Annotated in this window: 34 protein-coding genes; 2 read left to right on the plus strand and 32 right to left on the minus strand. The window is 57.0% G+C overall.

The annotated features are described in order from the left end of the window. Positions 1-52: 52 nt before the first annotated feature. From KI617_RS10405 to KI617_RS10420, 4 genes are all read right to left on the minus strand, one after another. On the minus strand, positions 53-727 hold the full coding sequence (locus KI617_RS10405) for a 3'-5' exonuclease (RefSeq protein ID WP_226446052.1): 675 nt from the start codon (positions 725-727) through the stop codon (positions 53-55). A gap of 83 nt (positions 728-810) precedes the next feature. Further along, entirely contained in the window at positions 811-993 is a 183-nt protein-coding gene (locus KI617_RS10410) for a hypothetical protein (RefSeq protein WP_226446053.1), read from the minus strand. A gap of 41 nt (positions 994-1,034) precedes the next feature. Then, complete coding sequence (locus KI617_RS10415; RefSeq protein ID WP_226446054.1) at positions 1,035-1,298, minus strand: hypothetical protein; 264 nt, start codon at positions 1,296-1,298, stop codon at positions 1,035-1,037. A 65-nt stretch (positions 1,299-1,363) separates the two neighbouring features. Further along, entirely contained in the window at positions 1,364-2,239 is an 876-nt protein-coding gene (locus KI617_RS10420) for a hypothetical protein (protein WP_226446055.1), read from the minus strand. Positions 2,240-2,641: 402 nt separating this feature from the next. On the opposite strand from KI617_RS10420, the gene KI617_RS10425 reads away from it, so the two are divergent. Both KI617_RS10425 and KI617_RS10430 read left to right on the plus strand, forming a co-directional pair. Further along, entirely contained in the window at positions 2,642-3,487 is an 846-nt protein-coding gene (locus KI617_RS10425) for a tyrosine-type recombinase/integrase (protein WP_226446056.1), read from the plus strand. 7 nt (positions 3,488-3,494) lie between these two features. Continuing rightward, on the plus strand, positions 3,495-4,643 hold the full coding sequence (locus KI617_RS10430; protein ID WP_226446057.1) for an IS91 family transposase: 1,149 nt from the start codon (positions 3,495-3,497) through the stop codon (positions 4,641-4,643). A gap of 979 nt (positions 4,644-5,622) precedes the next feature. Here the strand turns inward: KI617_RS10430 and KI617_RS10435 are convergent. From KI617_RS10435 to KI617_RS20360, 28 genes are all read right to left on the minus strand, one after another. Next, entirely contained in the window at positions 5,623-8,481 is a 2,859-nt protein-coding gene (locus KI617_RS10435; RefSeq protein ID WP_226446059.1) for a hypothetical protein, read from the minus strand. A gap of 9 nt (positions 8,482-8,490) precedes the next feature. Continuing rightward, positions 8,491-9,009 carry a hypothetical protein gene (locus KI617_RS10440; RefSeq protein WP_226446061.1) on the minus strand — a complete coding sequence of 173 codons (519 nt, stop codon included), beginning with the start codon at positions 9,007-9,009 and terminating at the stop codon, positions 8,491-8,493. 89 nt (positions 9,010-9,098) lie between these two features. Continuing rightward, a complete protein-coding gene (locus KI617_RS10445) occupies positions 9,099-9,449 on the minus strand; it encodes a hypothetical protein (protein WP_226446062.1) in 351 nt (116 codons plus the stop codon). Positions 9,450-9,523: 74 nt separating this feature from the next. Continuing rightward, on the minus strand, positions 9,524-10,933 hold the full coding sequence (locus KI617_RS10450; protein ID WP_226446063.1) for an SNF2-related protein: 1,410 nt from the start codon (positions 10,931-10,933) through the stop codon (positions 9,524-9,526). A 188-nt stretch (positions 10,934-11,121) separates the two neighbouring features. After that, positions 11,122-11,592 carry a hypothetical protein gene (locus KI617_RS10455; RefSeq protein ID WP_226446064.1) on the minus strand — a complete coding sequence of 157 codons (471 nt, stop codon included), beginning with the start codon at positions 11,590-11,592 and terminating at the stop codon, positions 11,122-11,124. Beyond that, on the minus strand, positions 11,589-11,969 hold the full coding sequence (locus KI617_RS10460; RefSeq protein WP_226446065.1) for a hypothetical protein: 381 nt from the start codon (positions 11,967-11,969) through the stop codon (positions 11,589-11,591). Before KI617_RS10460 ends, KI617_RS10455 begins: the two co-directional genes overlap by 4 nt. Positions 11,970-12,034: 65 nt before the next feature. After that, positions 12,035-12,292, minus strand: coding sequence for a KTSC domain-containing protein (locus KI617_RS10465; protein ID WP_226446066.1), 258 nt, complete (start codon positions 12,290-12,292; stop codon positions 12,035-12,037). Next, the gene (locus KI617_RS20355; protein ID WP_264180004.1) at positions 12,289-12,414 is read right to left on the minus strand and encodes a hypothetical protein; all 126 of its coding nucleotides are present in this window, start codon (positions 12,412-12,414) and stop codon (positions 12,289-12,291) included. Before KI617_RS20355 ends, KI617_RS10465 begins: the two co-directional genes overlap by 4 nt. Before the next feature lie 249 nt (positions 12,415-12,663). Then, positions 12,664-13,392 carry a hypothetical protein gene (locus tag KI617_RS10470; RefSeq protein WP_226446067.1) on the minus strand — a complete coding sequence of 243 codons (729 nt, stop codon included), beginning with the start codon at positions 13,390-13,392 and terminating at the stop codon, positions 12,664-12,666. Positions 13,393-13,402: 10 nt separating this feature from the next. Continuing rightward, complete coding sequence (locus KI617_RS10475; RefSeq protein WP_226446068.1) at positions 13,403-13,606, minus strand: hypothetical protein; 204 nt, start codon at positions 13,604-13,606, stop codon at positions 13,403-13,405. After that, positions 13,603-14,325 carry a hypothetical protein gene (locus KI617_RS10480; RefSeq protein WP_226446069.1) on the minus strand — a complete coding sequence of 241 codons (723 nt, stop codon included), beginning with the start codon at positions 14,323-14,325 and terminating at the stop codon, positions 13,603-13,605. Before KI617_RS10480 ends, KI617_RS10475 begins: the two co-directional genes overlap by 4 nt. 28 nt (positions 14,326-14,353) lie before the next feature. Continuing rightward, a complete protein-coding gene (locus tag KI617_RS10485; protein ID WP_226446070.1) occupies positions 14,354-14,728 on the minus strand; it encodes a DUF6876 family protein in 375 nt (124 codons plus the stop codon). A 10-nt stretch (positions 14,729-14,738) separates the two neighbouring features. Further along, positions 14,739-15,044 carry a hypothetical protein gene (locus KI617_RS10490; RefSeq protein WP_226446071.1) on the minus strand — a complete coding sequence of 102 codons (306 nt, stop codon included), beginning with the start codon at positions 15,042-15,044 and terminating at the stop codon, positions 14,739-14,741. Positions 15,045-15,061: 17 nt separating this feature from the next. Further along, positions 15,062-15,334 (minus strand): DUF6874 family protein, encoded by a 273-nt coding sequence (locus KI617_RS10495; RefSeq protein ID WP_226446073.1) that lies wholly within the window; start codon positions 15,332-15,334, stop codon positions 15,062-15,064. A gap of 9 nt (positions 15,335-15,343) precedes the next feature. Continuing rightward, positions 15,344-15,532 (minus strand): hypothetical protein, encoded by a 189-nt coding sequence (locus KI617_RS10500; protein ID WP_226446075.1) that lies wholly within the window; start codon positions 15,530-15,532, stop codon positions 15,344-15,346. Then, on the minus strand, positions 15,525-15,764 hold the full coding sequence (locus KI617_RS10505; RefSeq protein ID WP_226446076.1) for a hypothetical protein: 240 nt from the start codon (positions 15,762-15,764) through the stop codon (positions 15,525-15,527). The genes KI617_RS10500 and KI617_RS10505 overlap by 8 nt, the downstream gene beginning before the upstream one ends. A 269-nt stretch (positions 15,765-16,033) precedes the next feature. Beyond that, positions 16,034-16,417: a hypothetical protein gene (locus tag KI617_RS10510; RefSeq protein ID WP_226446077.1), complete on the minus strand. Its 384-nt coding sequence runs from the start codon at positions 16,415-16,417 to the stop codon at positions 16,034-16,036. A 198-nt stretch (positions 16,418-16,615) separates the two neighbouring features. Beyond that, positions 16,616-16,888: a hypothetical protein gene (locus tag KI617_RS10515; protein ID WP_226446078.1), complete on the minus strand. Its 273-nt coding sequence runs from the start codon at positions 16,886-16,888 to the stop codon at positions 16,616-16,618. Next, positions 16,885-17,091, minus strand: coding sequence for a hypothetical protein (locus KI617_RS10520; RefSeq protein ID WP_226446079.1), 207 nt, complete (start codon positions 17,089-17,091; stop codon positions 16,885-16,887). Before KI617_RS10520 ends, KI617_RS10515 begins: the two co-directional genes overlap by 4 nt. Then, on the minus strand, positions 17,088-17,243 hold the full coding sequence (locus KI617_RS10525; RefSeq protein WP_226446080.1) for a hypothetical protein: 156 nt from the start codon (positions 17,241-17,243) through the stop codon (positions 17,088-17,090). The genes KI617_RS10520 and KI617_RS10525 overlap by 4 nt, the downstream gene beginning before the upstream one ends. Next, positions 17,240-17,416: a hypothetical protein gene (locus tag KI617_RS10530; RefSeq protein ID WP_226446081.1), complete on the minus strand. Its 177-nt coding sequence runs from the start codon at positions 17,414-17,416 to the stop codon at positions 17,240-17,242. Before KI617_RS10530 ends, KI617_RS10525 begins: the two co-directional genes overlap by 4 nt. A gap of 138 nt (positions 17,417-17,554) precedes the next feature. Then, a complete protein-coding gene (locus KI617_RS10535; protein WP_226446082.1) occupies positions 17,555-17,740 on the minus strand; it encodes a hypothetical protein in 186 nt (61 codons plus the stop codon). Between the two features lies 1 nt (position 17,741). After that, positions 17,742-18,149, minus strand: a complete 408-nt coding sequence (locus tag KI617_RS10540) for a hypothetical protein (protein ID WP_226446083.1) — start codon at positions 18,147-18,149, stop codon at positions 17,742-17,744. Between the two features lie 25 nt (positions 18,150-18,174). Beyond that, complete coding sequence (locus KI617_RS10545) at positions 18,175-18,498, minus strand: hypothetical protein (protein WP_226446085.1); 324 nt, start codon at positions 18,496-18,498, stop codon at positions 18,175-18,177. Positions 18,499-18,903: 405 nt separating this feature from the next. Continuing rightward, the gene (locus tag KI617_RS10550; RefSeq protein ID WP_226446087.1) at positions 18,904-19,443 is read right to left on the minus strand and encodes a hypothetical protein; all 540 of its coding nucleotides are present in this window, start codon (positions 19,441-19,443) and stop codon (positions 18,904-18,906) included. Then, the gene (locus KI617_RS10555; protein WP_226446089.1) at positions 19,440-19,628 is read right to left on the minus strand and encodes a hypothetical protein; all 189 of its coding nucleotides are present in this window, start codon (positions 19,626-19,628) and stop codon (positions 19,440-19,442) included. Before KI617_RS10555 ends, KI617_RS10550 begins: the two co-directional genes overlap by 4 nt. Further along, positions 19,625-19,969: a hypothetical protein gene (locus KI617_RS10560; protein WP_226446091.1), complete on the minus strand. Its 345-nt coding sequence runs from the start codon at positions 19,967-19,969 to the stop codon at positions 19,625-19,627. The genes KI617_RS10555 and KI617_RS10560 overlap by 4 nt, the downstream gene beginning before the upstream one ends. A gap of 29 nt (positions 19,970-19,998) precedes the next feature. Then, a complete protein-coding gene (locus tag KI617_RS20360) occupies positions 19,999-20,130 on the minus strand; it encodes a hypothetical protein (RefSeq protein ID WP_264180005.1) in 132 nt (43 codons plus the stop codon). Positions 20,131-20,132 lie beyond the last annotated feature (2 nt).

Below are 20,132 nucleotides of genomic sequence, written 5' to 3' on the forward strand. Positions count from 1 at the left end.
GTTGGAAAAAGACCCCGCTCAAAGCGGGGCTGAAGCGGGGTGGAGTAATTCTTTAGAGGTTCTCCAAGGAGTAACGCAGGTCCTCGTCGAGGTCGGTACCAAGGAGCCAAACTCTGTAGCCGCGGGGGATGTCCTTCAGCAGCGAACCCTTGTGCTTGCCGTAGTACATGCGCGTCACGAGTAGCGGCTGCCGCGTGTAAAAGCACAATTCGTTCAGGCTGATGCCGTAGGACTGGCACATGAAGCGCAGCAGAGCCAAACCCGTCTCGCAGTCCTCCATCGCGCCGTGGGCGCCTTCGCCACCCACAAGCTTGTGCAGATAGCGAAGCGTTTGCAGCTTGTGATCAGGCGCATCCGGCCAGAAGTAACGAGCCAGGCGCAAGGTGCAGACCTCTTCCTTGATCGGCATGAAGCCATCAAGCTTGAGGAAACGCTGGTCGAACTGGGCATTGTGGGCAACGAGCACGATCTCGTCGTCCTTGGCGAAGTGGTTCGGGATCACCTGCTCGAACAGTTCCTGCCACGTCGGTGCATCAGCCACCATCTCGTTCGTGATGTGGTGCACGCCCATGGCCGAGGGGCCGATCGGCATCTGCGGGTCAATCAGGGAATAGACCCGGTTGAGTTCATTGAGCTGAGCATCAACTTCAATCCACGCCACCTCAACGGTGCGGTCGGATTCCTCAACGCCAGTAGTCTCGACGTCTCCTACGAGATATCTGATCATGTTCGCCTCTTCTTTGTTTTATTGGCTTTCAGAGAGGGTCAGTAACCCTCCGTGAAAGCCACCTCTTTCGAGGTGGCCTTGCTTTACAGCACCGCGTCGACGAACTCTCCACCGCCAGGCAGGGCGAAAATCAGGCTCTGGCCGCGCCGAAGCGGAGCTTGGATAACTGACTTCGGGGCGCCGTCCTTTGGAACGGAGAGCTTGATCGGCATAGGGAAACCGAACCAGGGATGCACCTTGTGCGGGATCAAGCCTTCCGTCGTCATGGTGCCATCACCCCGAGTCACAAGTGGCTCGGGCGCAGCCATTACAGCGTCGGCTCTTCGTACTGAACCGGGACAACTTCAGCAGCAGCCGGCGTATTGAAGCCGATCCAGGCAGCGATGGCTTTCTTGACGATGCCGCGGGAAGCGCCGCCCTTGACGCCGGGAGCCGGCTTCGGGTAATGGGCGTCGAGGAAAGCTTCGATCTGGGCAGCGTTGCGCAGGCCGGCGTCGTAGGAGCTCTGTTCAGCAAGGGTGTCGAACTCGGTACCGTCGATGTCAGATGCGAATTTGATAACTTGTGCCATGGTTTTTATCCTTGTTGTAGGCGGTTAAATGGGGCCGGAATGACCCGGCCCCGGGTTGGTGCGACTTACTTCAGGCCGAAGGTGCAGTAGCCGTAGCGGTTACCCTTGTGCTCGCCGCGTTGCGCCTTGATGACGACGACCGGCTGCGAGTCCTTGAGCATGCCACGGGCCTGCTTGAAGCCCAGTTCCGTCTGGAAAGCCTTGAACTTCTTCACGGATTCCGGAGACAGTTGGATTTGAACCAGCGGGCGGTCCTCTTCCTCGATCAGCTCACCCTTCTTGGAAACAAGGGAGGCCCACAGATCGACGTAGCACTTCATGTCAGCCTTTTCGTAGCCTTCTTCCTTGAAGGCGGCGATGGCTTGCTCACAGGTTTCTTCACCACCGATGACAGTCACGCCATCGTAGGAAACCTTGACCTTCTTCTTGGCTTCTTCATCGTTCGAGCCGGTGGTGACCATGTAGCGGAAGTTCCACGAGAGGAGCTCCGCCTTGATCTCGCCACCGATCTCTTCCTTGTCCAGCATGAAGCCGCCGAGATCGACGGTCACACGTGGGAAGGCACCGACGCCCATTGCCTCGACATCATCAAGGGCGATCACGTTCTGCAGGTCGGTGAAGGCACCGACGAGCTTGCGAGCGGCCACCACAGCAGTGCTCTTCGCCTTGGCGATTGCATTCTGGGCGACGGCTGCGGAAGCCTCGGTCAGTTCTTCCACTTGCACTTCAGGACGTTCGGTGACGGTAGCACCACCCTCTGCCGACGTGTAGTCCTGGACAAACTGCTCCGGGGCTTCGAAGGCGGGTTGGGCGGCGGGTTGAGCAGCTTCTGGCTGGGCAGCCGTGGTGGTAGCACACTGCTCGAATTGTTCAGTTGCGGCAACAGCGGCAGTAGCAGCGGCAGCTTGAGCTTCAGTAGGGTCAGCTTTACGAAGGGCCATTGTATTTCTCCTTGGCATTGGCGGTTTTGATCAGCATTAGCATTGGCGTTGTGGCGTAAGCCACGGACTGAATGTTAGTCCTCTAGCTTCGGGTTGTCTATTACTTTTTCATGTTTTCTCCAATCTTTCATGTCCGGTTTCCTTTGTTCATCAACTATTTAACAGGTTGCATAGAACACTGTGCTGCAAATTGTTTCCGCTGTCGCCTGTTCCAGCTTATTGGGCATTTCATGGATTAGGCGACAGTTTTGTCGTCTACTTCTAGTTGAACTAAACCGCTAACGCGGTGGCAGCGCGTTCGACGAGAGCGCTGTTTTCCAGAGGCGCGCCGACTCAAGCATTGGGCAATTCAACCCGATCCTTTTCCTTGGGAATGTTCCCAAGTCAGAAGAGGAGAAGGACATGAGCACACTTCGGCAGCGGATGACGGACGCGATGGTCTTGCGGGGCTTCGCCGAGCGGACCCAGGAAACCTACTTGGCCTGCGTCAGGCACTTGGCGAAACACACCGGGCGATCTCCGGACACCCTCGATACCGCAGCCATCCAGGCTTACCTGCTACACCTGATCACCGAGCGGAAACTCGCTTACGCCAGTGTCAACCAGGCGGCCTGCGCCATCCGCTTTCTCTTTTCAGTGGTCCTTGGCCAACGGGAAATCGCCTTCGACATCCCGATGGCCAAGGTCCCCAAACGCCTGCCGCAAATCCTCACTCGCGAGGAAGTCAGCCGTCTGCTCGCCCATGCCCGGGACATCCGTGCCAGGGCCTTGCTGACCACCACCTACGCGGCCGGTCTGCGTCTTTCCGAAGTCTGCCATCTGCAACTGAGCGATATCGAATCCTCACCCGAGCGCATGTGCCTCAAGGTTCGCCAGGGCAAAGGCGGCAAGGATCGCTACACCTTGCTATCACCGCGTCTTCTGGAAACGCTGCGCCTGTACTGGCGAGTCACTCGTCCCCGGCATTGGCTGTTCCCCAATGGTACCGGCAATGGCCCGTTCTACGACAAGACCGCCCAGCGCATTTACCATGCCGCGCGCCAAGCCGCAGGCATTCCCCTTGGTGGCGGCATTCATTCCTTGCGCCACGCCTTTGCCACCCACCTGCTGGAAGCCGGTGTCGATATTCACACTATCCAGCGTTTGCTTGGCCACGGTAATGTCAGTACGACCATGCGCTATTTCCATCTGGCCCAGTCACGTCTGACCGGCACGACTTCGCCGCTTGAGTTGCTGACGCCCACCTAAGCGCCTCGTGAGTCAGGCCGGTCTGGCCGAGGTGTTGGCCACCTTCGGTCCGGCCTATCTTGCCAGCCATGCCTTGCCGCGAGGTGCGGCCAGGGTCTGGCGGGCCATTCTCGCCTGCCGCACGGCGGCGCTCGGCGGGCATGTCGAATCCTGCGCCGATTGCGGGACGAGTCGGCACGTCTATCATTCCTGCCGCAACCGGCATTGCCCGCGCTGCCAGACACGGACCAAGGAGGCGTGGCTGGCCGCAAGGCGGCGCGAGGTGCTGCCGGTGCCGTATTTCCATCTGGTGTTCACGCTGCCACATGCGCTCAACGCGCTGATCGGCGCCGCGCCACGTCGGCTTTACGAGCATCTGTTTGCCGCCACCTCGGCAACGCTCACCGAGTTTGCCGTCAGCCCACGCCATCTGGGTGGAATGCCGGCTTTCTCGCTGGTGCTGCATACCTGGAAGCAGGATCTCGGGCGGCATGTCCATGTTCATGCCCTGGTGGCCGGTGGGGCGCTCTCCGATCGCGGGGAATGGATCTGTCCGAAGAAGGGGTTCCTGTTTCCGGTACGGGCACTCTCGAAAGTCTTTCGTGGCAAGTTCATCGCCGGTCTCGATGACTTGCGCCGGCAGGGGCATCTGCCCGACTTTCTCGAACCCTTAGTCTGGCAACATCTCAAGCAAGGCCTCTACGCTCACGACTGGGTGGTCTATGCCAAGCAACCGCTAGGCGGACCGCAAGCTGTGCTCGACTATCTCGGCCGTTACACGCATCGGGTGGCGATTTCCAACGAGCGCATCATCGGCATCGCCCATGACCACGTGGCTTTCCGGGTACGGGCCGATGCCGAGGGCAAGAAGCGCGTGCTGCGCCTGGCGGGAAGCGAGTTCATCGCCCGCTTTCTGCTACACGTCCTGCCCAGGGGTTTCAAGCGGATCCGGCACTATGGCTTGCTCTCGCCGGCAAGAAAGAAAGTCGGGCTGGCTGCCGCCCGCTCGGCGCTGGCCGTGCCGCCGCCGGAAGTAACGATCATTGAATCGGTGGCGGCATTCTTGCGCCGGGTAGCTCGCCTTGAGTCGATGTGCTGTCCGCATTGTGGAGGGGCGTTTCGGGTAACAGCAACACTGCTGCCGCAGCGCGGTGCAACGGCCCGAGGACCACCATGAAACAGGGTATCCAGCCGTTCTTGCACACTTCGCAGGCGGATGGCCAGGCCATTCTCGGACTGGCTCGTCCTGCAGTTCGCCAAGGCGCTTTATGGTGCCTACGCGACCCATCAGGGGTGGGGCTGCTCTCCTTGAATCAGCCCCCAACTGTACCCGAAGTGCATCAACTCGCCGGCTCAAATAATGCCATTCGATTGACTTCAGACAAGCTCTCCTTACAATCCCCATAACCATCGCCCGTCCGGCGGTACAGTCCAACGAGGTTTATCCGCCGATATGACTTCCTGCCTTCTTCAATCTCGTCCGCGTCGGCGGATAAACGCTATTCGTTAGGCGTCTCAACAACAATGGTTATCTTCACGGTCCTCGTGCATACAAGTGACTCGCTAAAGTCAATATCCTTTTCTCGTCTTGACTCTGATAGGTCTTCGCCATCTCGCATCCACCAGTCACCGCCTGCCAATGCCTGAATGTCGTAAATCTGATCGAGCGAGATTTTTTGACCCTCTTTAAAGCTATACGTCCTTTGCGTCCGTGCCATTTCTCAACCTCCCGCGCCTAACTCGGCGCTCAAATCGGACGCCCTGCGGGCGCCGTTTAGCTCTGCGTTAGAAGTCATGGCCTTGCACATGCGTTATCGGCCATCGCTCTGCACTCAACGGAGCGCGGCCCATCAAACCGACCACAATCAGGGTGGGTGCAATTCCTCAGGCCAAGAGGGTCAGGAAGTGCATTCGCCTGCACTCCGTTCGCGGCATCCGGGTTCGCCCCTGCTTGCAGGTTGCACTCGCCGGGTTTTAGCGAGCAGAACTCACCGCCAACAATCACATATCCGCACATTGCACGGCCTCCGCGCAAAGACCCTCGCACAGTGCATTTCAGTTTTTCGTTTTCCATCGTTTTCTCCAGTTGACCGTAGAACTTCTAACCCATCGCTCCAGGCGACACGCCGCAAGCGGCGTCCGCCTGAGCTAGTGCGTTACTCACTACCAAAGGTTTCGATGTCATCGCGCTCGTAAATGCGATGGAAGTCCAAGCGATACACGTCCGTGTTACCAAGCGGTGATGCGGCAAGCTTGGTCGCCCCTTGGTAGCTGCGGAGCGCTTGAACGAACGGCTCAGAGGACGCGAACAGCGGCTTGATCCGGTGGTTGCTGCAGTGGCGCTGATACTTCATGAATGCACGACGAGCGCTGATCTCGACGGCGTCTGGAAGAACCCCATAGTCGCGGCCAGCAACAAGACGCGCATCATCCGTCGCGTCATCGCACTTGGACAGGAAAGCCATTGTGCTGAGGACCTGAACAATCTCCGACTTGATCACTGGTGCGATGTCCGAGACCATCTCCGAACTTGGGTTTGTCAGACAGCTGATCAAGTCTTCCAGCTCCTTGTTGAACTCCTCGCCAAAGAAGGCGGCAAGTGCACGTTGCAGCAGGCGGATGCCCGTAGCGCAAGCAGCAAGGTTGAATACAGGTCTGTCGGACTGCGACGATGCCATGTAAGCCTTGATGAGCGTTTCGTTCTTTTCCAGCTCAGCGTAGAACACCTCTGGCGCGTACTTGAACAGCACGGTGTCGATCAATAGACGTCCAACTGAACCAAAGAACTGGGGGTCCTCTACCTGTGAGAAGTAGGCTGACCCTTCGTTCCGATCCTGCTCTGTCAGGCCGACGATGATACTTCGATCAACCAAGGCCTTCTGGGACTCCAAGGCTTCAGCGATGTAGCAGACTGGGGCTAGCTGGTAACCTGTCTTGGTCACCACTTGAGATTCACCACTATCCTTGGAGACCTTGCCGCGCTCAACCACAAGACCGTTGTAGGCTCCTCGCAGCATCTCTCGCAGCCGGTTCAGGGTTGTGTGAAGCATCTCCGTTGGCTTGTACTCGTCCAACCATACTGCCATGAATGAGGTGCCAGTTACGCGGCGCAGCAGCGGAGCCTGAGTAGAGCCGGCCGCGGAGAGCATAGCTGGTTCCGTTGCATGGAACTGGAAGTGAGCAAAGACCCTCGTAGTCGAGGACTTGCCGGCACTTGCCGAACCATAGACGTGAAGGAGTGGAAACTGGTTGTACCTATGCCTGAGTAGCGGAGTCAGGAACGTGGCCATGGTCCAGCCCAGCATCTTCGCGACGTTGATCGGCTTGTTGATACGAAACAGGTTGTGGAGATCAGCCTTGAGTTGTTCCATGTCCTGCGGCTTCAGGTACTTCTCACCCTCCCTCTTCTCCCCTGAAGGAGGCAGAAGGCGGGGTGCCTTCAGCAGGTCGGTACCGAATGGGTAATCCTCACTCCCGTAGATCGCGTCCATGAAGGTGTAGGAAATTCCCCGCTTGGACAGCACGCCGTCCGCCGAGACCCAGATCAGGTCGTACTCTCCCGGACTGTCCGCAACGGGTACCATGTCCAGGCCTTCGTGATTCACAACATAAACCATGCTTGAGTCCTCATTCGCTAAAGTGACGCGACGAATAACGTCAGTAAGTGCAGCAATCTGTGCATCCGACGCCTGGCAGGCTACGCCGGCACAGGACATTGTCAGCCCTTGAAACCTCGACTTGGACTGAAAGTAGTCCATTGACAACCTACGGTTGCGGATGAAGCGTCCGTCGATATAGGTGTCAGCCTGATAACCAATAGCTTCCCCTGTGTCCAGGTGCTGCAGGTACCGGAAGTTATCCATCCCCATGTCGCACACTTTGGAGCGGAAGCCATCCGGAGTCAGCTTGTAGATGCCACTCTGATCCACCGACATACCAAGGGTGATACCAAGGTTCGACTTGCCGTCTGCGCCAATGTCAGTCGCCTCGCCCACGATCAGATCGACGGCAGGGTGATCCACCAGGGCACGAATCGCTCCAGCGCTGAAGTCGTAGGTGGGGTTGCCGGCCATGTAATCGAACATGCGCCCCAGTTCCTTCTGCCTCAACCTGAAGGAACCGTACCGGGTACCGTCACCTTGGTGGTTGTCGCACAGGCCTTCGCAGGCTACAAGGAAGTCGGCGCGGGTTAGGCCAAGGCCATGGGCAGTGATCGCCAGTTGCGTGGCGATCTGCTGGAACCCTATACCTTCCTTGATCCCCTCACCTCGCATCAGCTGCTCGATGGTCGGAGGGGTTTTGCCTTCGTATTTCGTGAGCAGGTTCGTGTCACGCTTACGATTCACGTTCTTCTTCAACGCCCGCTCAACCTTGTCCTTCGCTTGCGCAAAGAGCAGCTCCAGCTTGTTGTTGATGACTGGAGGGGCAAGCTGAACGGGTGGTCGAGGAACAGAGGTGACCTTGTCATAGTACTCGACAGTCATCTCCAGCGCTTCCTTCGGCGTGATCGGCACCTTGTGCTTGCCGTTACTCCGCAGGAAGTTGGTTACGCGCCACATCCGGCCACGCTTCGCCGTATAGACCGAGAGGTCCATCGTGTCGAAGAACATGGAATAGGCCATCTCTTTGTAGATGGCCGGCAGCCCCATATAGCCACGTGCGCTTGGCTTGGAGAGGAACACACGCTCAGGGACGACGACGTGGAAGCCCTTGCCACCTGAAGCGTAGATATTGACCGTGTTCAGGTCCAGTTCGTACTTTTCAACGAGGTGACCAAGGAACTTCTGGACCTGCTCGATCGCTTCATCGATGTCCGCTGAGTCAAAGTCGAGGTAGAAGTCACCCTTGTAATGGAGCTTGTCCATCTCCACGTTCGGGTCAGTGAAATCACACTCGACGTCCAGGGCGGTAACGAACTCAGCCTTGCCTCCGGTTTCAAGCGCAGGCCTTTCGGAAGCGAGCGCAAGTTCCCATGAAGCCTCCTTTTTTGGAGACCAAAAGCAATAAAAAGCCATGCCGGCCTCCTAAGCAAGTCGCAGGTTGTAGTTCGGGTACAGTGCTCGAAACTTGTTCGGAGGTAGGCAGTAGGTGTTGCCTGCCGAGTAGAAGTCGCTGCGGTTCGCTGTCTTGATCAGGAGGCCGAACGAGAGCGAGCGCTTGATGGCGCCGTTACGATCCCGTACCGCATCCCACTTCAGCTGCAGGTACGGCGGCACCTGCATGAACACTTTGTAGTTGAAGAGGCGGTTCGGGATGTGCCCCACCCACTGCTCGTTGCCAGTCACGGTGTCGAAGATCAGCACCTCGGCACCGTACTCGGCTTCAGCATCGAACGCCAAAACCTTGAGCATGGTGAGCACTTCTGGATCACGGTGGGTGTTGTCGGGGTTCAGGCCTGTTGGCTGGAACACCACGAAAAGTCGATCCTTGAACGCTGCCTCGAACTGGCAGTGCCCAAAGGAGCTGAACAGGTCCCGGTCGTGGCCGGGGATCAGAGAGGCGAGGTGTTCAAGGTTCGCGCTCTCACTCAAGAAGTTTGTCATCTTCAAAGCCCCTGTATTTGTTTTTGTCTGGGGTGGTGCGAGGTTGCAAGGTTACGGGAAAGCCTCTGCCGAAGCAATAGGCGTGCCACCTACACCTCGAGTGAGGCACGAACGCCGTTCAGGAAGAATCGACCTCGGGTCTCATTTATGAATCGACGCTCGATCATGCTGATGCTGATGCTTTCTGGGCTGAGCCCTGTATCTACATAGAACTGCTCCAACCTGGTCCCGATCATCACCGTTAAGTCGCGTTCCAGTTGCAGCTTTTGACGCTTAACCTCTTCCATCATCTCAACTGCTTTCATCGTTTTCTCCCGTGGTCGATCACTGTAGCCTTTCTTCTCCATTACTTCGGCAACACAGGCCTCCTGATCGGACGTGCCGTCGAGAATGAACTCTCCACCACACCTCGTGCAAAGCGCAGGCGCCGTCTGTCCCATGTCGGTCTCGCCACAGAAACTCCACCACTGGCCCGGGGCCAACTTTCTTTTGCATGACATCCTCTTCTCCAAAGTCACAGACCCAGCGCCTCGCGCAGGTCCTGATAGTTTGTTTGAACCTTGTTCACCAGTTCATCCTTGTCCAGCAGCTGCTCAAGCTTGCGCACCTGCAGGGTCTTCTCGGCCACAGCTATACGCACCACGGTGGCGAGGCGCTGACCATCACGATAGACCCGGGCCACGGCCTGCGTGAAGTCCTTGGGGGTCACCGGAATTTCGAGGGCAAGGACGTTGTTGCAAACCTCCTGCAGGCCATCAATACCATAGCCCCCTGACGTCGGTTGAATCTGGATGACGCGGCATTTGTCACTGCCAAGGAAGGTATCGACCGCCCTCTCCTGCTGCTTGGCCGGCACGTCGCCATAGACGGCCACGCCACCATACTTCTTCAGGCGCTCGACCAGGCGCCGGTTCGTGAGCCGGTAGTTGGCCAGCACCACCAGCTTGCCCTTGTCGCCCAGTTCTTCCATCGTCTCTTCCAGCACCTCGTAACCTGCAGAGACGCAGGATTCATCCTGGGCAAAGTGATCCCAATTCAGGATGATCTGCTGCAGGTTGTGGTAGAGGGCCTGAACGGACGTGGCGTCGAGCTTTGACCCATCCTTGAACTGAAGGAGTTGCTCCTCCGCGAGCTTGCGGTAAAGGGCAAGGTGTTTCGGGTCCAAGTCATAGTAGATCGGCGAGAAGATCGGGGCTGGCAGGTTCGTCAGCACATCCTCCTTCAGGATGCGCTTCGAGTTGAGTTCGAAGTTTTCCTTCAGGAGATCGAGGTGTCGCCACTCCGTAATGTTGTCGTGGAAATCTCGATCGGCCACATGCACATTCTCGAAGTGGTGCAGGTTTCGATAGACCTTCGGGGCTGTGAATTTGCAGTAGCCATAGACGTCCTTCGGCGAGTTCAGCGGCGTGCCGGTGAGGAGCAGGATGTCCTGGTCTCGTGTGAATTCATACACCTTCTCGTGGTTGTCGCTGCTGATCCCCTTGACTGAGGTGGCTTCATCCACGATCAGTACCACTCTCGTATGGTTGAAGGTGGCACAGATGCGCTTGTAGTCCTTCTTGAAGATGGCAAGGGACATCAACACGAAGTCATGTCGCAGGTCCATCGCTTTGCGCTGCTTCGGTGTCCCTCGGTAGCGCAGGTAGTCAATGGGCTCGCCTGTGTCCTTGAATTTCACCTTGTTGAGCCAGCGGCTCCACGTGTTCAGAAGGATTGGCGGCATGACCACGATGACATGCTCGACGTCGGTCGTCAGGCCCTTGAACAGGGCGGCATGAGTTGAGGTGGCGGTCTTGCCCGTGCCCGGGTCCATGTAGTAGCCGGCAGCCGGCTTCGGGGCCAGTTCATTCATGACATCCTGCTGAAACTCGTAAAGCTCAAACGGGAAGTCGTAGTACTGGCGCACCAGTTCATAGGGTGACATGCAAACTCCGATATTGTTTTTATTTTGGTGGAGTTGCAGGAGCTTGGTGCAGTCCTGCAGCTGCTTGATGGCCTCGCGAAACGCGGGATCAATGACAGCTTCGTTGCATTGTATAGGGAGCGGACGCTCCCGAAAAGACTGGAGCGCCGCTACCTCGTGCTGCATGTTGGAGATAACGGCGCTCATGGTCAGGCTCGCTTCTTGAACTCGTAAATCTTCGCGGACTGGATGACCTTGGCGGCTTCAGCCTGAGCCTCCTGCGTCACACTCGCCAGATTCAGTTCCAATCGTTCTGCCGCCGCTCGGGCCTCTTTCCAGACCTCGGCGCCAGCAAGGGTGTAGATCATTGTCTGCTTGTAAGGACGCCGCAGCACCGCATTCATGAAGGCCACCGGGCTACAGGTCGTTGCCAATTCGCGAATACCGAAGGTGTTCGACTCGACATCCTCTTCGATGCCAGCCGAGACGTGACCATCCAGCGCGGTGTAGTGCGCAGTGATACCTTGCACTGTGCCGTCAAGTGCAGCGTAAGCGGCATAGTTGAACAGCCACTGCAGGTTCCACTCAGCGAGACTGGCAGGTGTGTTCGGCTTGAACTCCTTGCCTGTGAGCTCGCTCTTGAACTCGTAGAACTCAGGGGGTTTTGGTGACCAGATCATGCTCGTGCTTTTCTCCTTGCAAGGTTATAAAACATACCACGTCCAAGTACCATAACGTGTGCCGCATTTGTCATAGGCCGGTTAGTCTCCGCGCAGAAGAAGGCGGAGCGGTCTGTGAAGAAAGGAGTGGAGGCTTTACTCATGAAAACCTGACCAACTCCAAGTGCTCGAAGCATGGTGCGTGACGTGGTCACTTCATCGTTCAGAACGATGCCCCATGCGCTATTGATGCTGCCGATCAAGGTGTGATTCATGAAGTTCACATCCTCCAGCGTCAGGCCTTCAGCGTGAGCAACAACTTGCCCAGCAAAGGAACCCTCAATAGCGCGAACCTGCCACGTTTTTTCATCCTGCTTAAAGCTAATTTCGAATCGCATCTAATTCTTCTCCGTGTTACCTGCTGAGGTACGGCCCAGTTCCCGCTGGGCCGAGGGAACTGGGCTTACTCGCTTACGGCTGGTGCCCGTGCAGGCTCGTCGAATGGATCAGAATCTAGCTTTGTGTAGCTGAAGACCTTGCGAATTCGGTTGTGGAAGAAGCTGCCGACACTCTCGGCCTTCAGCATCTCGAGGAAAAGTTGGTATGGCACACTCACATATGAGTACGGCTGGCCGGAATTGAAGCCGATGTACAAGGTGGTGCCGTTGTAGCCAATGCGGTTGATGTTGGAACTGATCACGTGGTTCGTGCTGATCTTCATGCTGCTACTCCCCCTGCGGTGAGCAATTGAGCGAAGGTGTTGGGCTGAGCTTGGGCGTACTGCTTGTCGAGGCCGACCTTCTTGACGTACTCCATGGCAGCGCTATGGGACGCAAACGACATCGGGATTCGCGGCAACCTCGAAGTTGCCAGGCGATCTACGCTGACCTCTTCAGGTCCTCCTTGGTGGAAGGGAGGTACCCATGTCCCAGGTGGCGGCGGTGGCCATGCAGCCGGTGTCATCACCGTCTTCCAAGCGGAGGGCAGGAACCAAGCTACCGGCTCCTTGATCTGCAACTGCCACAGTGCGGTGTATGGGTCAAAGCGCGTTTTGAATAGCATTTTATTCTTCTCCTAAATTGCAGTTGTCAGTTACCGGCTAAAGATGCTGCCGTCTTCCAGAAACCGGACTTCATTCGCCGCATAGCTGTCACCGATTGCTTCTTCGCTGGTCTGGGCTTCATAGTCAGACTCAAGAGCTTTGTAGAGCCAGCGGGCCAGCGATCGAGCATGGCTGAGCATGGCTTCACCGTAGGTATTGACGATGGCGTGCTTGTCGAACTTGTCGTAGTCGTCGCCCAGCTGGTAGGCGATCTCGTCAAAGACCGGCTCCATGTCCACGTCCATCGTCATCTCGTGAGAGTAGCGAGGGCTGCCGGGACGAGTGATGCGGATCACGCAGGAACCAAGAGCTTCGGGCCAGCCAGCGCCAAGTGCTTCGAGGCAGGCCTGCGACGTGACCTGAATACTCTCGGCAATTCCATGCAGAACAGCATCCTCGCCGACGTGCGTCTTCAGCTGCTCGACAGCCTTCAGCGTTTCGCTGATGGTGAAGTAGCCCTCGAAGGAAGCGCCGTCGCCCTGGCTCCAGAAGCCGCTGAAGAAGATGTTCGGCTCCTCGTAGCTCTTGCCCTTCGTTGTATGCCGCGTGGTCGTGCTCGGCGTGAAGCCAAGCAGGTTCAGGATCGTGATGAAGTCCTCGTAGGTTGAGTCCCACCAGTTGTGGTCCATCCAGTTCTCGCGGTAGTAGGAAACTGCCTTGTCCTTGGCTTCGGTACCAAGCTCTTCAAACTTGTAAACGTCAATCGTGACTTGTTCCATTTAAAGCTCCTTAGCCAAGTCTGTTGGAAGGCCACATCGACTTGTGGCTACCGGGTCGTTGCACCTCGACCCAGATGTACTCGTGGCCGTAAATGTTTGTGGAGGTATGCTCGCCAACCCACGTGACGTTGCCTTGATAGGCTGAATCGCCGCGGTCAGTAGGGCAACCCACCTGCTGCCCGACTTGCAGCGCCTTTGCCTTATTGATGTTCATTCGTTCCCCCAGATAAAGGAGTAATCCGGCTGGGCTTTGGCGATCTCACAGATCACCCCGTCCAGCATGATTGACTGACCTGTGCAGCCTCGGCCCCAGATGGTCATGTTGCAGAACTCGAACACCAGCTCACCTCTTGCACTGAGTTCCCCGCCGAGCCACGACGATACTGCCCAGTGCTCGTAAATTTCACGCTCGTAGGGTTCGATGCTGTCCTGCTCGCACGCTTCCTGCCACGAGTCAGCCTCATCCTGCTGAGTGGCTACGTACTCGGCGATCAGTTCTTGCTTCTGCTCCTCGGAGAGGTGCGCCCAGATCGCCTCGTCGTCATCCGCTTCAGCATCAAAGTCAATACCAAGGTTGAAGCGCTCATCCACATCAAACGCTCCACCGGCCTCGTTGATCACGTCCCAGTTGTCGAAGTCGTTCGAATTCCCCCACTTGTGGGCTGGGTACCCCACCAGCTTGCCGGCCCGCTTCACAATCTGGCCGTCGACCTCGTCCCAGCCCTCCTCGCGAGCTGGCTCTTCCCAGTCCTTCGTCATGAACCAGTCAAACATGTCCTCGTAGCTGTAGTCGAACAGCTTGGCTGCCGCCTCAAGGTCCTTGCCGATGCTGTACATCAGCTGGGACAGGCTTTGCTCGACGTGCGCTTCCACCAACTTGCCACACGCTCGCTGGAACAGACATGAGTCAGCGATTATTTCGTCCTTGGTCATTTCCTTCTCCAAAGTTGCAGTTGTCATTTCAATATTCTCCCGTCAGCATGAGTGTCCAGTCCTGCCCATCGAAAACGAGATAGAGCTTGATTTCATCCAGAGGGAAGTCGGTGTAGCTGATCTCCTGCCGGGCAAACAGCACATCAGCCGGGTCGTCGTTGGCCAGCGTCAGCACGGCGGCGTTGCCCTTCTTCACCAGCTTGACGACAGCAAAGCCGTCCGTCACCTGGCCACGGTACGAGGCGATGGCATCCATCAGCCAGTAGGCGCCGCACTCTTCAGCAATGTATTTGGCGCCGTCCGTCAGGAGCACGTTCGGGAACAGCACCGGTGAGTAGCGGTGCCACAGTTCGGTACCGTAGAAGTTAGGTAGTCCAGCTTGGATTTCAGCAGCAGATTTCATGGTGGTCTCCTTAGACGACGGGTTCATGGTTCGGGCAGGCCTGCTCAAGAATGCTCTTGCCAAGGGCAAGGGCATCGGCCTTGCTGGTCTGAAACACAAACGCACCTACTTTGGGGAAGAGGTTCGGGTAGTCCTCCTCGATAGCACTGGCGAGGCCTCTGAGGAGGCGGGCGAATTCCGGCGCCTTCGTACTGGCGTTGTAGTCTTCGACGGTGACGTAGCCGGCCTCATCCACCTTGACCAACAGGACAGTCTTGCGCTCGGTGTTGCAAACTCGGTACGTCGTTTCTTTTTCCACAAGGGAAGTGTCAGTCATGGTTATGCCTTTCTGTTTCACAGTGAGTAGCGGGGCAGGAAGAAGTTTGTCAGCTTGCCCGTGCTCCGGTCGATGTACTTCTGGATGCCACTGATATCGTGACCGAAGTTGAAATCATCGGCTTCGAGCAAGCGTTGGAGGGCAAGCTGGCAGCCATTGGCGTGGCAAGCTACGATGTCCATCTCCAGTTCAAGGCGGTCCTGACCTGCGAAGCACTCCAGGGCCAACGCTCGCTCTACAAGCTTATTGATCAGTCCTGCGTCCTTATACGAGACCTCAAACTTAATCATGTCAATCTCCTAATATACGGTTGTCAAACTGCCGTCTGGCAGACGCTTCATGATGTCGGCAGCCATACCTTGCTGGTACTTGGCGAGCACGTGGTGCGCCTTGCGGAAGGTCAAGCCCTCCTCAACTACTTCCTCGTTGTGGTCACCGGGATGGATCACGATGACGTAGCTGCGATCAAGCAGCAGGCCATTAGCCATATCGCACCTCATCCAGAAGTTGTTTTGCTTCGACTGCCGCATCTCGTTCGAGACGACTGATCAGTTCCCGTGCTTCTTCCATCGCCTGCTTGGCGATCCCGACGAGCTGCCTCACTTGATGCAGTTCGCTGCTCTCGCCATCGAGCTTGGCCTGCTTTCGCAGGTCGTACCTGTAGTCAGGGTCAGGTTCTTCCTTGGCCGGCTCGTGCCGGGGGTCTGTGTGGTAATCCATGTTGTCCTCCATGGGCGCTAGGTTTGCGAGTGGGACGCCGAAAACCTTGGCGATCTTGGCAAGGTCAGACATTGTCCGGTACCTCAAAGTAAGTGCCACAGGTTATGCAGTAAAGGCGAACAGCCTGGTCATCGCCTGACGTGAAGACCTCCCTGCCAATCCACTTGCCGTCGAGGACTTTGCCCGCCTCATACTCAGTATGATCTCTGGCAACGACTAGGCAGGAGTCGCCACAGTCGCACTCGCCTGCTTCATTGAGCTTGGCAAGGTCACTCACGGGGCACCTCCCAGCTCAGACAGTTCTGGAACTGATCGTGGATGTAGTCCTTGATCTCGTTCCGGTTCGGGCCGGTGATCCGCAGATCGAAGTCCCATTGCAGGTTCGGCGTGACGACGACTTGGTGGTGTGTCCAGCCGTCGTAACCACCGTGCTCGTCCATGTGGTGAAAGCCCGTCGAAAAGATGAGCTTGTTCGGCTTGCTGGTATGGAGATCAAGCACGGTGCCGGCGTCGAACCCGCTGCCGGATGGCATCGTGTTCTTGACGAGCTTCTCAATTTCTTCCGTGTGGTTTGTCTGCCACGTCAGGTTGCCCTGCTTGATGCAGTTCTCGCGAGCGGCGAGCAGGTTCGAGATTTTCTGGTAGAGCTTCATTCCTGCTCCTCATCGTTGAATTCAAACTCACCAACACGATTGCCGTTGTAGTCCATAGTTCGGCCACTATCGTTCCCATGGTCGAGAGAGTCAGCAACCTAGCGCAGGATGCGAGCCACTTCCCCGTTCCGGGACTCCTCATCTTGACCAAACGCACCATTGTTACAGGTGATTTCCAGTGCAAATTTCATACTGTCCTCAGTGTGTGAATTCAGGCTTGATCAGGGCCAACAGCTTGGTGACCGTGAAGCCTGTGTGTTGTGGGAGGGTTCGTGTCTTCCAGCGCCCGGTGCCCGGCCAGAAGTCGATGTAGCCAAGGTGGCTTTCGACAACAAGGTGGGCACCCTCGTTATGCTCAGTGAAGAGAACGCCGGCTTGGTCAAGGAGGTCCGGTGTATTCTCGCGGCGTTGGGTGCGGGCGTCCTTTCGCGCTTGGTTCATCGCCTTCATGCACTCGATCGCTTCGCTCATGCTGCTTCCTTCAGGTCATAGTCCGAGAACGAGTACGGCAGGCCGCAGGGCGACTCACCGTTGTTGAATCCATCTCGTAGGTTGAGGATGTCAAGCTGAATGAAGATGTGGGCGCCGATCAGGTTCGGGTGCAGGTTCCGGATGGCGACGGCGATGTCTTCGTACTTGACCTTGCGATCGTTGGCGTCGGTGTAGAAGCTCACAGCACCTCATCCAGTAGTTCGTTACCTCGTTGGACAAGGATTTCTTCGAGGTTGCTGGCATCCGCATCTCCCACCTCGTCCGGGTAAAAAATCACGACAGCAAAGCCTGCCGCCCGAAGTTCTTTGATAGCCTGCCGCTGAGCTTCAGTCATTTCCGGTTCTTCCGACGTGAGGCCTGAGCCATCTTCTTCTTGGCTTTGGCCTTCGCCATGCTGGTGGCCGGCTTGCGGCTTTCGCAGCCCGGGGTGTAGGGTTGAGCACGACTCATGGCACCGGCTGCGGTGGAAGCGAGTGCAGCGGTGAGGAACAGGGTTTTAGTGTCCATTGCGTTTCTCCTTGACAATAGGGGGTCTGAAGCGGGGGTTGTTGAAGGGTGAAGACCTCAGTTTGGCCAACAGTTCCTGCAGAACTTTCGAGCCGTACTCCCTGCTGACGGGGCGGCTGAATTCGAATCGGGCGTTCATCACCAAACCCGCACAACGCCATACTCGACGCCGCGCTCTTCAGTAAGCTCGGCTGCTTTCGCGCTGGCCTCTTGTGTGGCGCTACCGTAGCTGACTGCGAAGACTGTGCCGGTAACAAGCTCCGCAGCACGCTCTGCCCTGTTCTCGCAATGAACAGGGGCCAGTTCATAGTTGAAAGTTTTCATCTCACTCTCCCAGTTGAGCAAAGCGGTGCCGGCTGCCGGCGTCATGGCTGCCACAGCAGCCACAGTGGTTCCAAGAGAACTCCTTGAAGCCCTCCTCGCGGCGGCGCAGCTCAGTGAAGGCGCAGTCTGGGCAGGAATGCACCAGGCCACCATCGCCGTCCGGATCAGGACGCAGCGGGCAGTCGATGAGCTTCGCTCGCTTGCCGCAGTCCAGGCACTCCCACTCTTCCTCGTCCAGATTGAAGTCAGGAACGAGGTGGGGCAGCTTGGCGAGGCCTGCGTCGATTTCCTTGACCCGGCGTGCTGCCTGCTCAGGCGTCAGGTAGTAGTCCAGCCCGGTGTAGTCACCATTGACGGCGACCATCAGGCAGTCCTGGCAAAGCCAGATATCCTCAGCAATTATTCGCATATGAGAATCTCCAAAGTTGTGGTTGTCAAACGTAGAGCAGGCCGTCGTCACCTTTGTAGATGTCGGTCTCGCCGAACACCTTGCTCAGTTCAGTCAGGGCTTTGCGGCTGTGCTCGTCGCCGAAGTCACGGTCCCAGAAGCCGGCGCCATGTCCGTTTCTCGTGAGCCAGAAGTCGTGGCCGAGCTGCTCCATCTCCCAGTCCTTGATGTGCCACTTGGCAAGCTTCAGGAAGGCTACGCACTCGAACTGAGCGTTATCAAAAGCTGCACTTGCGAACTCCTCGTCACCCCAGTCCTCCTCCTCGGGCTTGTCGAAGAAGACCGCAGCCTCGAGGTAGGCTTGGACCATTCTTGTTACCTGAGCTTGTGGCGAGATCGTGTGGGCTTTGCCGTCCCACGTAACCCACGTGAGCTGGGGTAGGCATGATTTCAGCATGTGAATCTCCCGCAAATGACCTTCTCGTCACCCTTCCAACGAAACAGGATGCCGCTGAAGTAGGAATCAGATGCAATACGATTCCACACAGCAAACGGGTGGTCAGCTTGCACTTGCATGTCCCAGCCCAGCTTGGATGGAGCACTGATCGTGATGCCCTGAGTGTCTTGCACGTCGTACCACTCGCCCCTGTATTGGACGAAGCGTAGCTCCTCCCACTGGGACAACTTGATGTAATCGAAGTCCTCTTGAACCTTGGGAGGCAGGTCTCGCCACGAGACAAGCTGCTTGGGTCTCCGGTTCGTTGTTATCTCAATCTTACTTTCTGCCATCTTCCTTCCCTTTCAGGTAACGGGTGATTGCACACTTGGCGCCCCGGAGAGAAGCCGCAGTCCGGGAGGGCAGACCCTGCTCGTGCCATTCAATAACCTCCTTGCAATTTTGGCGACCTCCGCCTCTAACCCGCTGAGTGTGGCCGTGAATCCAGCAGCCTTTCTTCTCAAGCCTCCGGTAGAAGGGGAGGTTCTTGGGTTCAGCCGTTGAGCAGAGGCTCATATCAATTTCGCAGGGCACCGGAGCATAAAGGGCAAGCTCCCGATCAAAGTCCTCTCGGGTGCTACCCTTCAGGACGCTCCGCAGATCAACGAGCTCTGCCCGTTGCCCTTGGATCGTGACCCTGTCCCAACGCTCTAGCTGGGCCAGCGCCGCCTCCTGGTAGGGTTGCAGGGCTGCTCGGATATCCATCTCCGCGGCAACGCTGCTTCCCTTCGAGTCGATGAAGATGTGAATCGAGTCATGCACCACATCAACCCTGTAGCCCTTGGCTCGCAGGGATTCGGCGATTTCTTCCGGGGTCACCAGCACTTCTTGTCCTCCTTGTCGTACAGGGCCACCTTCTCGGCCTCTTCCAGCGTGTCCGCACAGCCAAGGTAGGTAGTACACTCCACGCCTTCGAAGATTTCCCAAATCTCGGCCTCCGCATCCCACTTGGAGGCATAAGGCTTGAGCTTGAGGGCGACAACTTGGCCCTGGTTCGGGGTCACGATTCCACCACCTTGTGCCACTGGCACCACACAACACTTGAGTCCATCCAGAACATGCCATCCTCGATCTTCTGGTCAGAGACTTCGAACTCGAAGTATTTAGGGAATATCTCGCTTTCCGAGGTCAGCCACGAAGGGACAAGGAGGGTTTGCATCTGCTTCCTGCACTTGTCAAGACAGTCCTCTCTCGACTCGCCCAGCACAGCTTTAAAGGTGCCCCGGGGAGTCCAGTGCTTGAGCCAGTTCTCGGCTTGGCCATAAGCAAGGTGGCTGAGTTTGCGCCCGGCCTCTTGGGTTAGGCGCACGCCGACGACTTGCATGACGTGGGTTGGGAATGTCAATTTGTTTCCTTTCTCATATGAGACTCGAATCACGATTCCACCTCGAAATAAACGATCGGCACGATCTTGTCGTACTCCCAACAGTTAGGCTCCTTGAGCAGGCTGACCGGCTCACGGATGTCCTCTTCCTCTGGCAAGGAGTAGTCCCTTTCGGTGTGCAAAT

The sequence above is a fragment of the Ferribacterium limneticum genome, assembly GCF_020510625.1.
GTDB lineage: Bacteria > Pseudomonadota > Gammaproteobacteria > Burkholderiales > Rhodocyclaceae > Azonexus > Azonexus limneticus_A.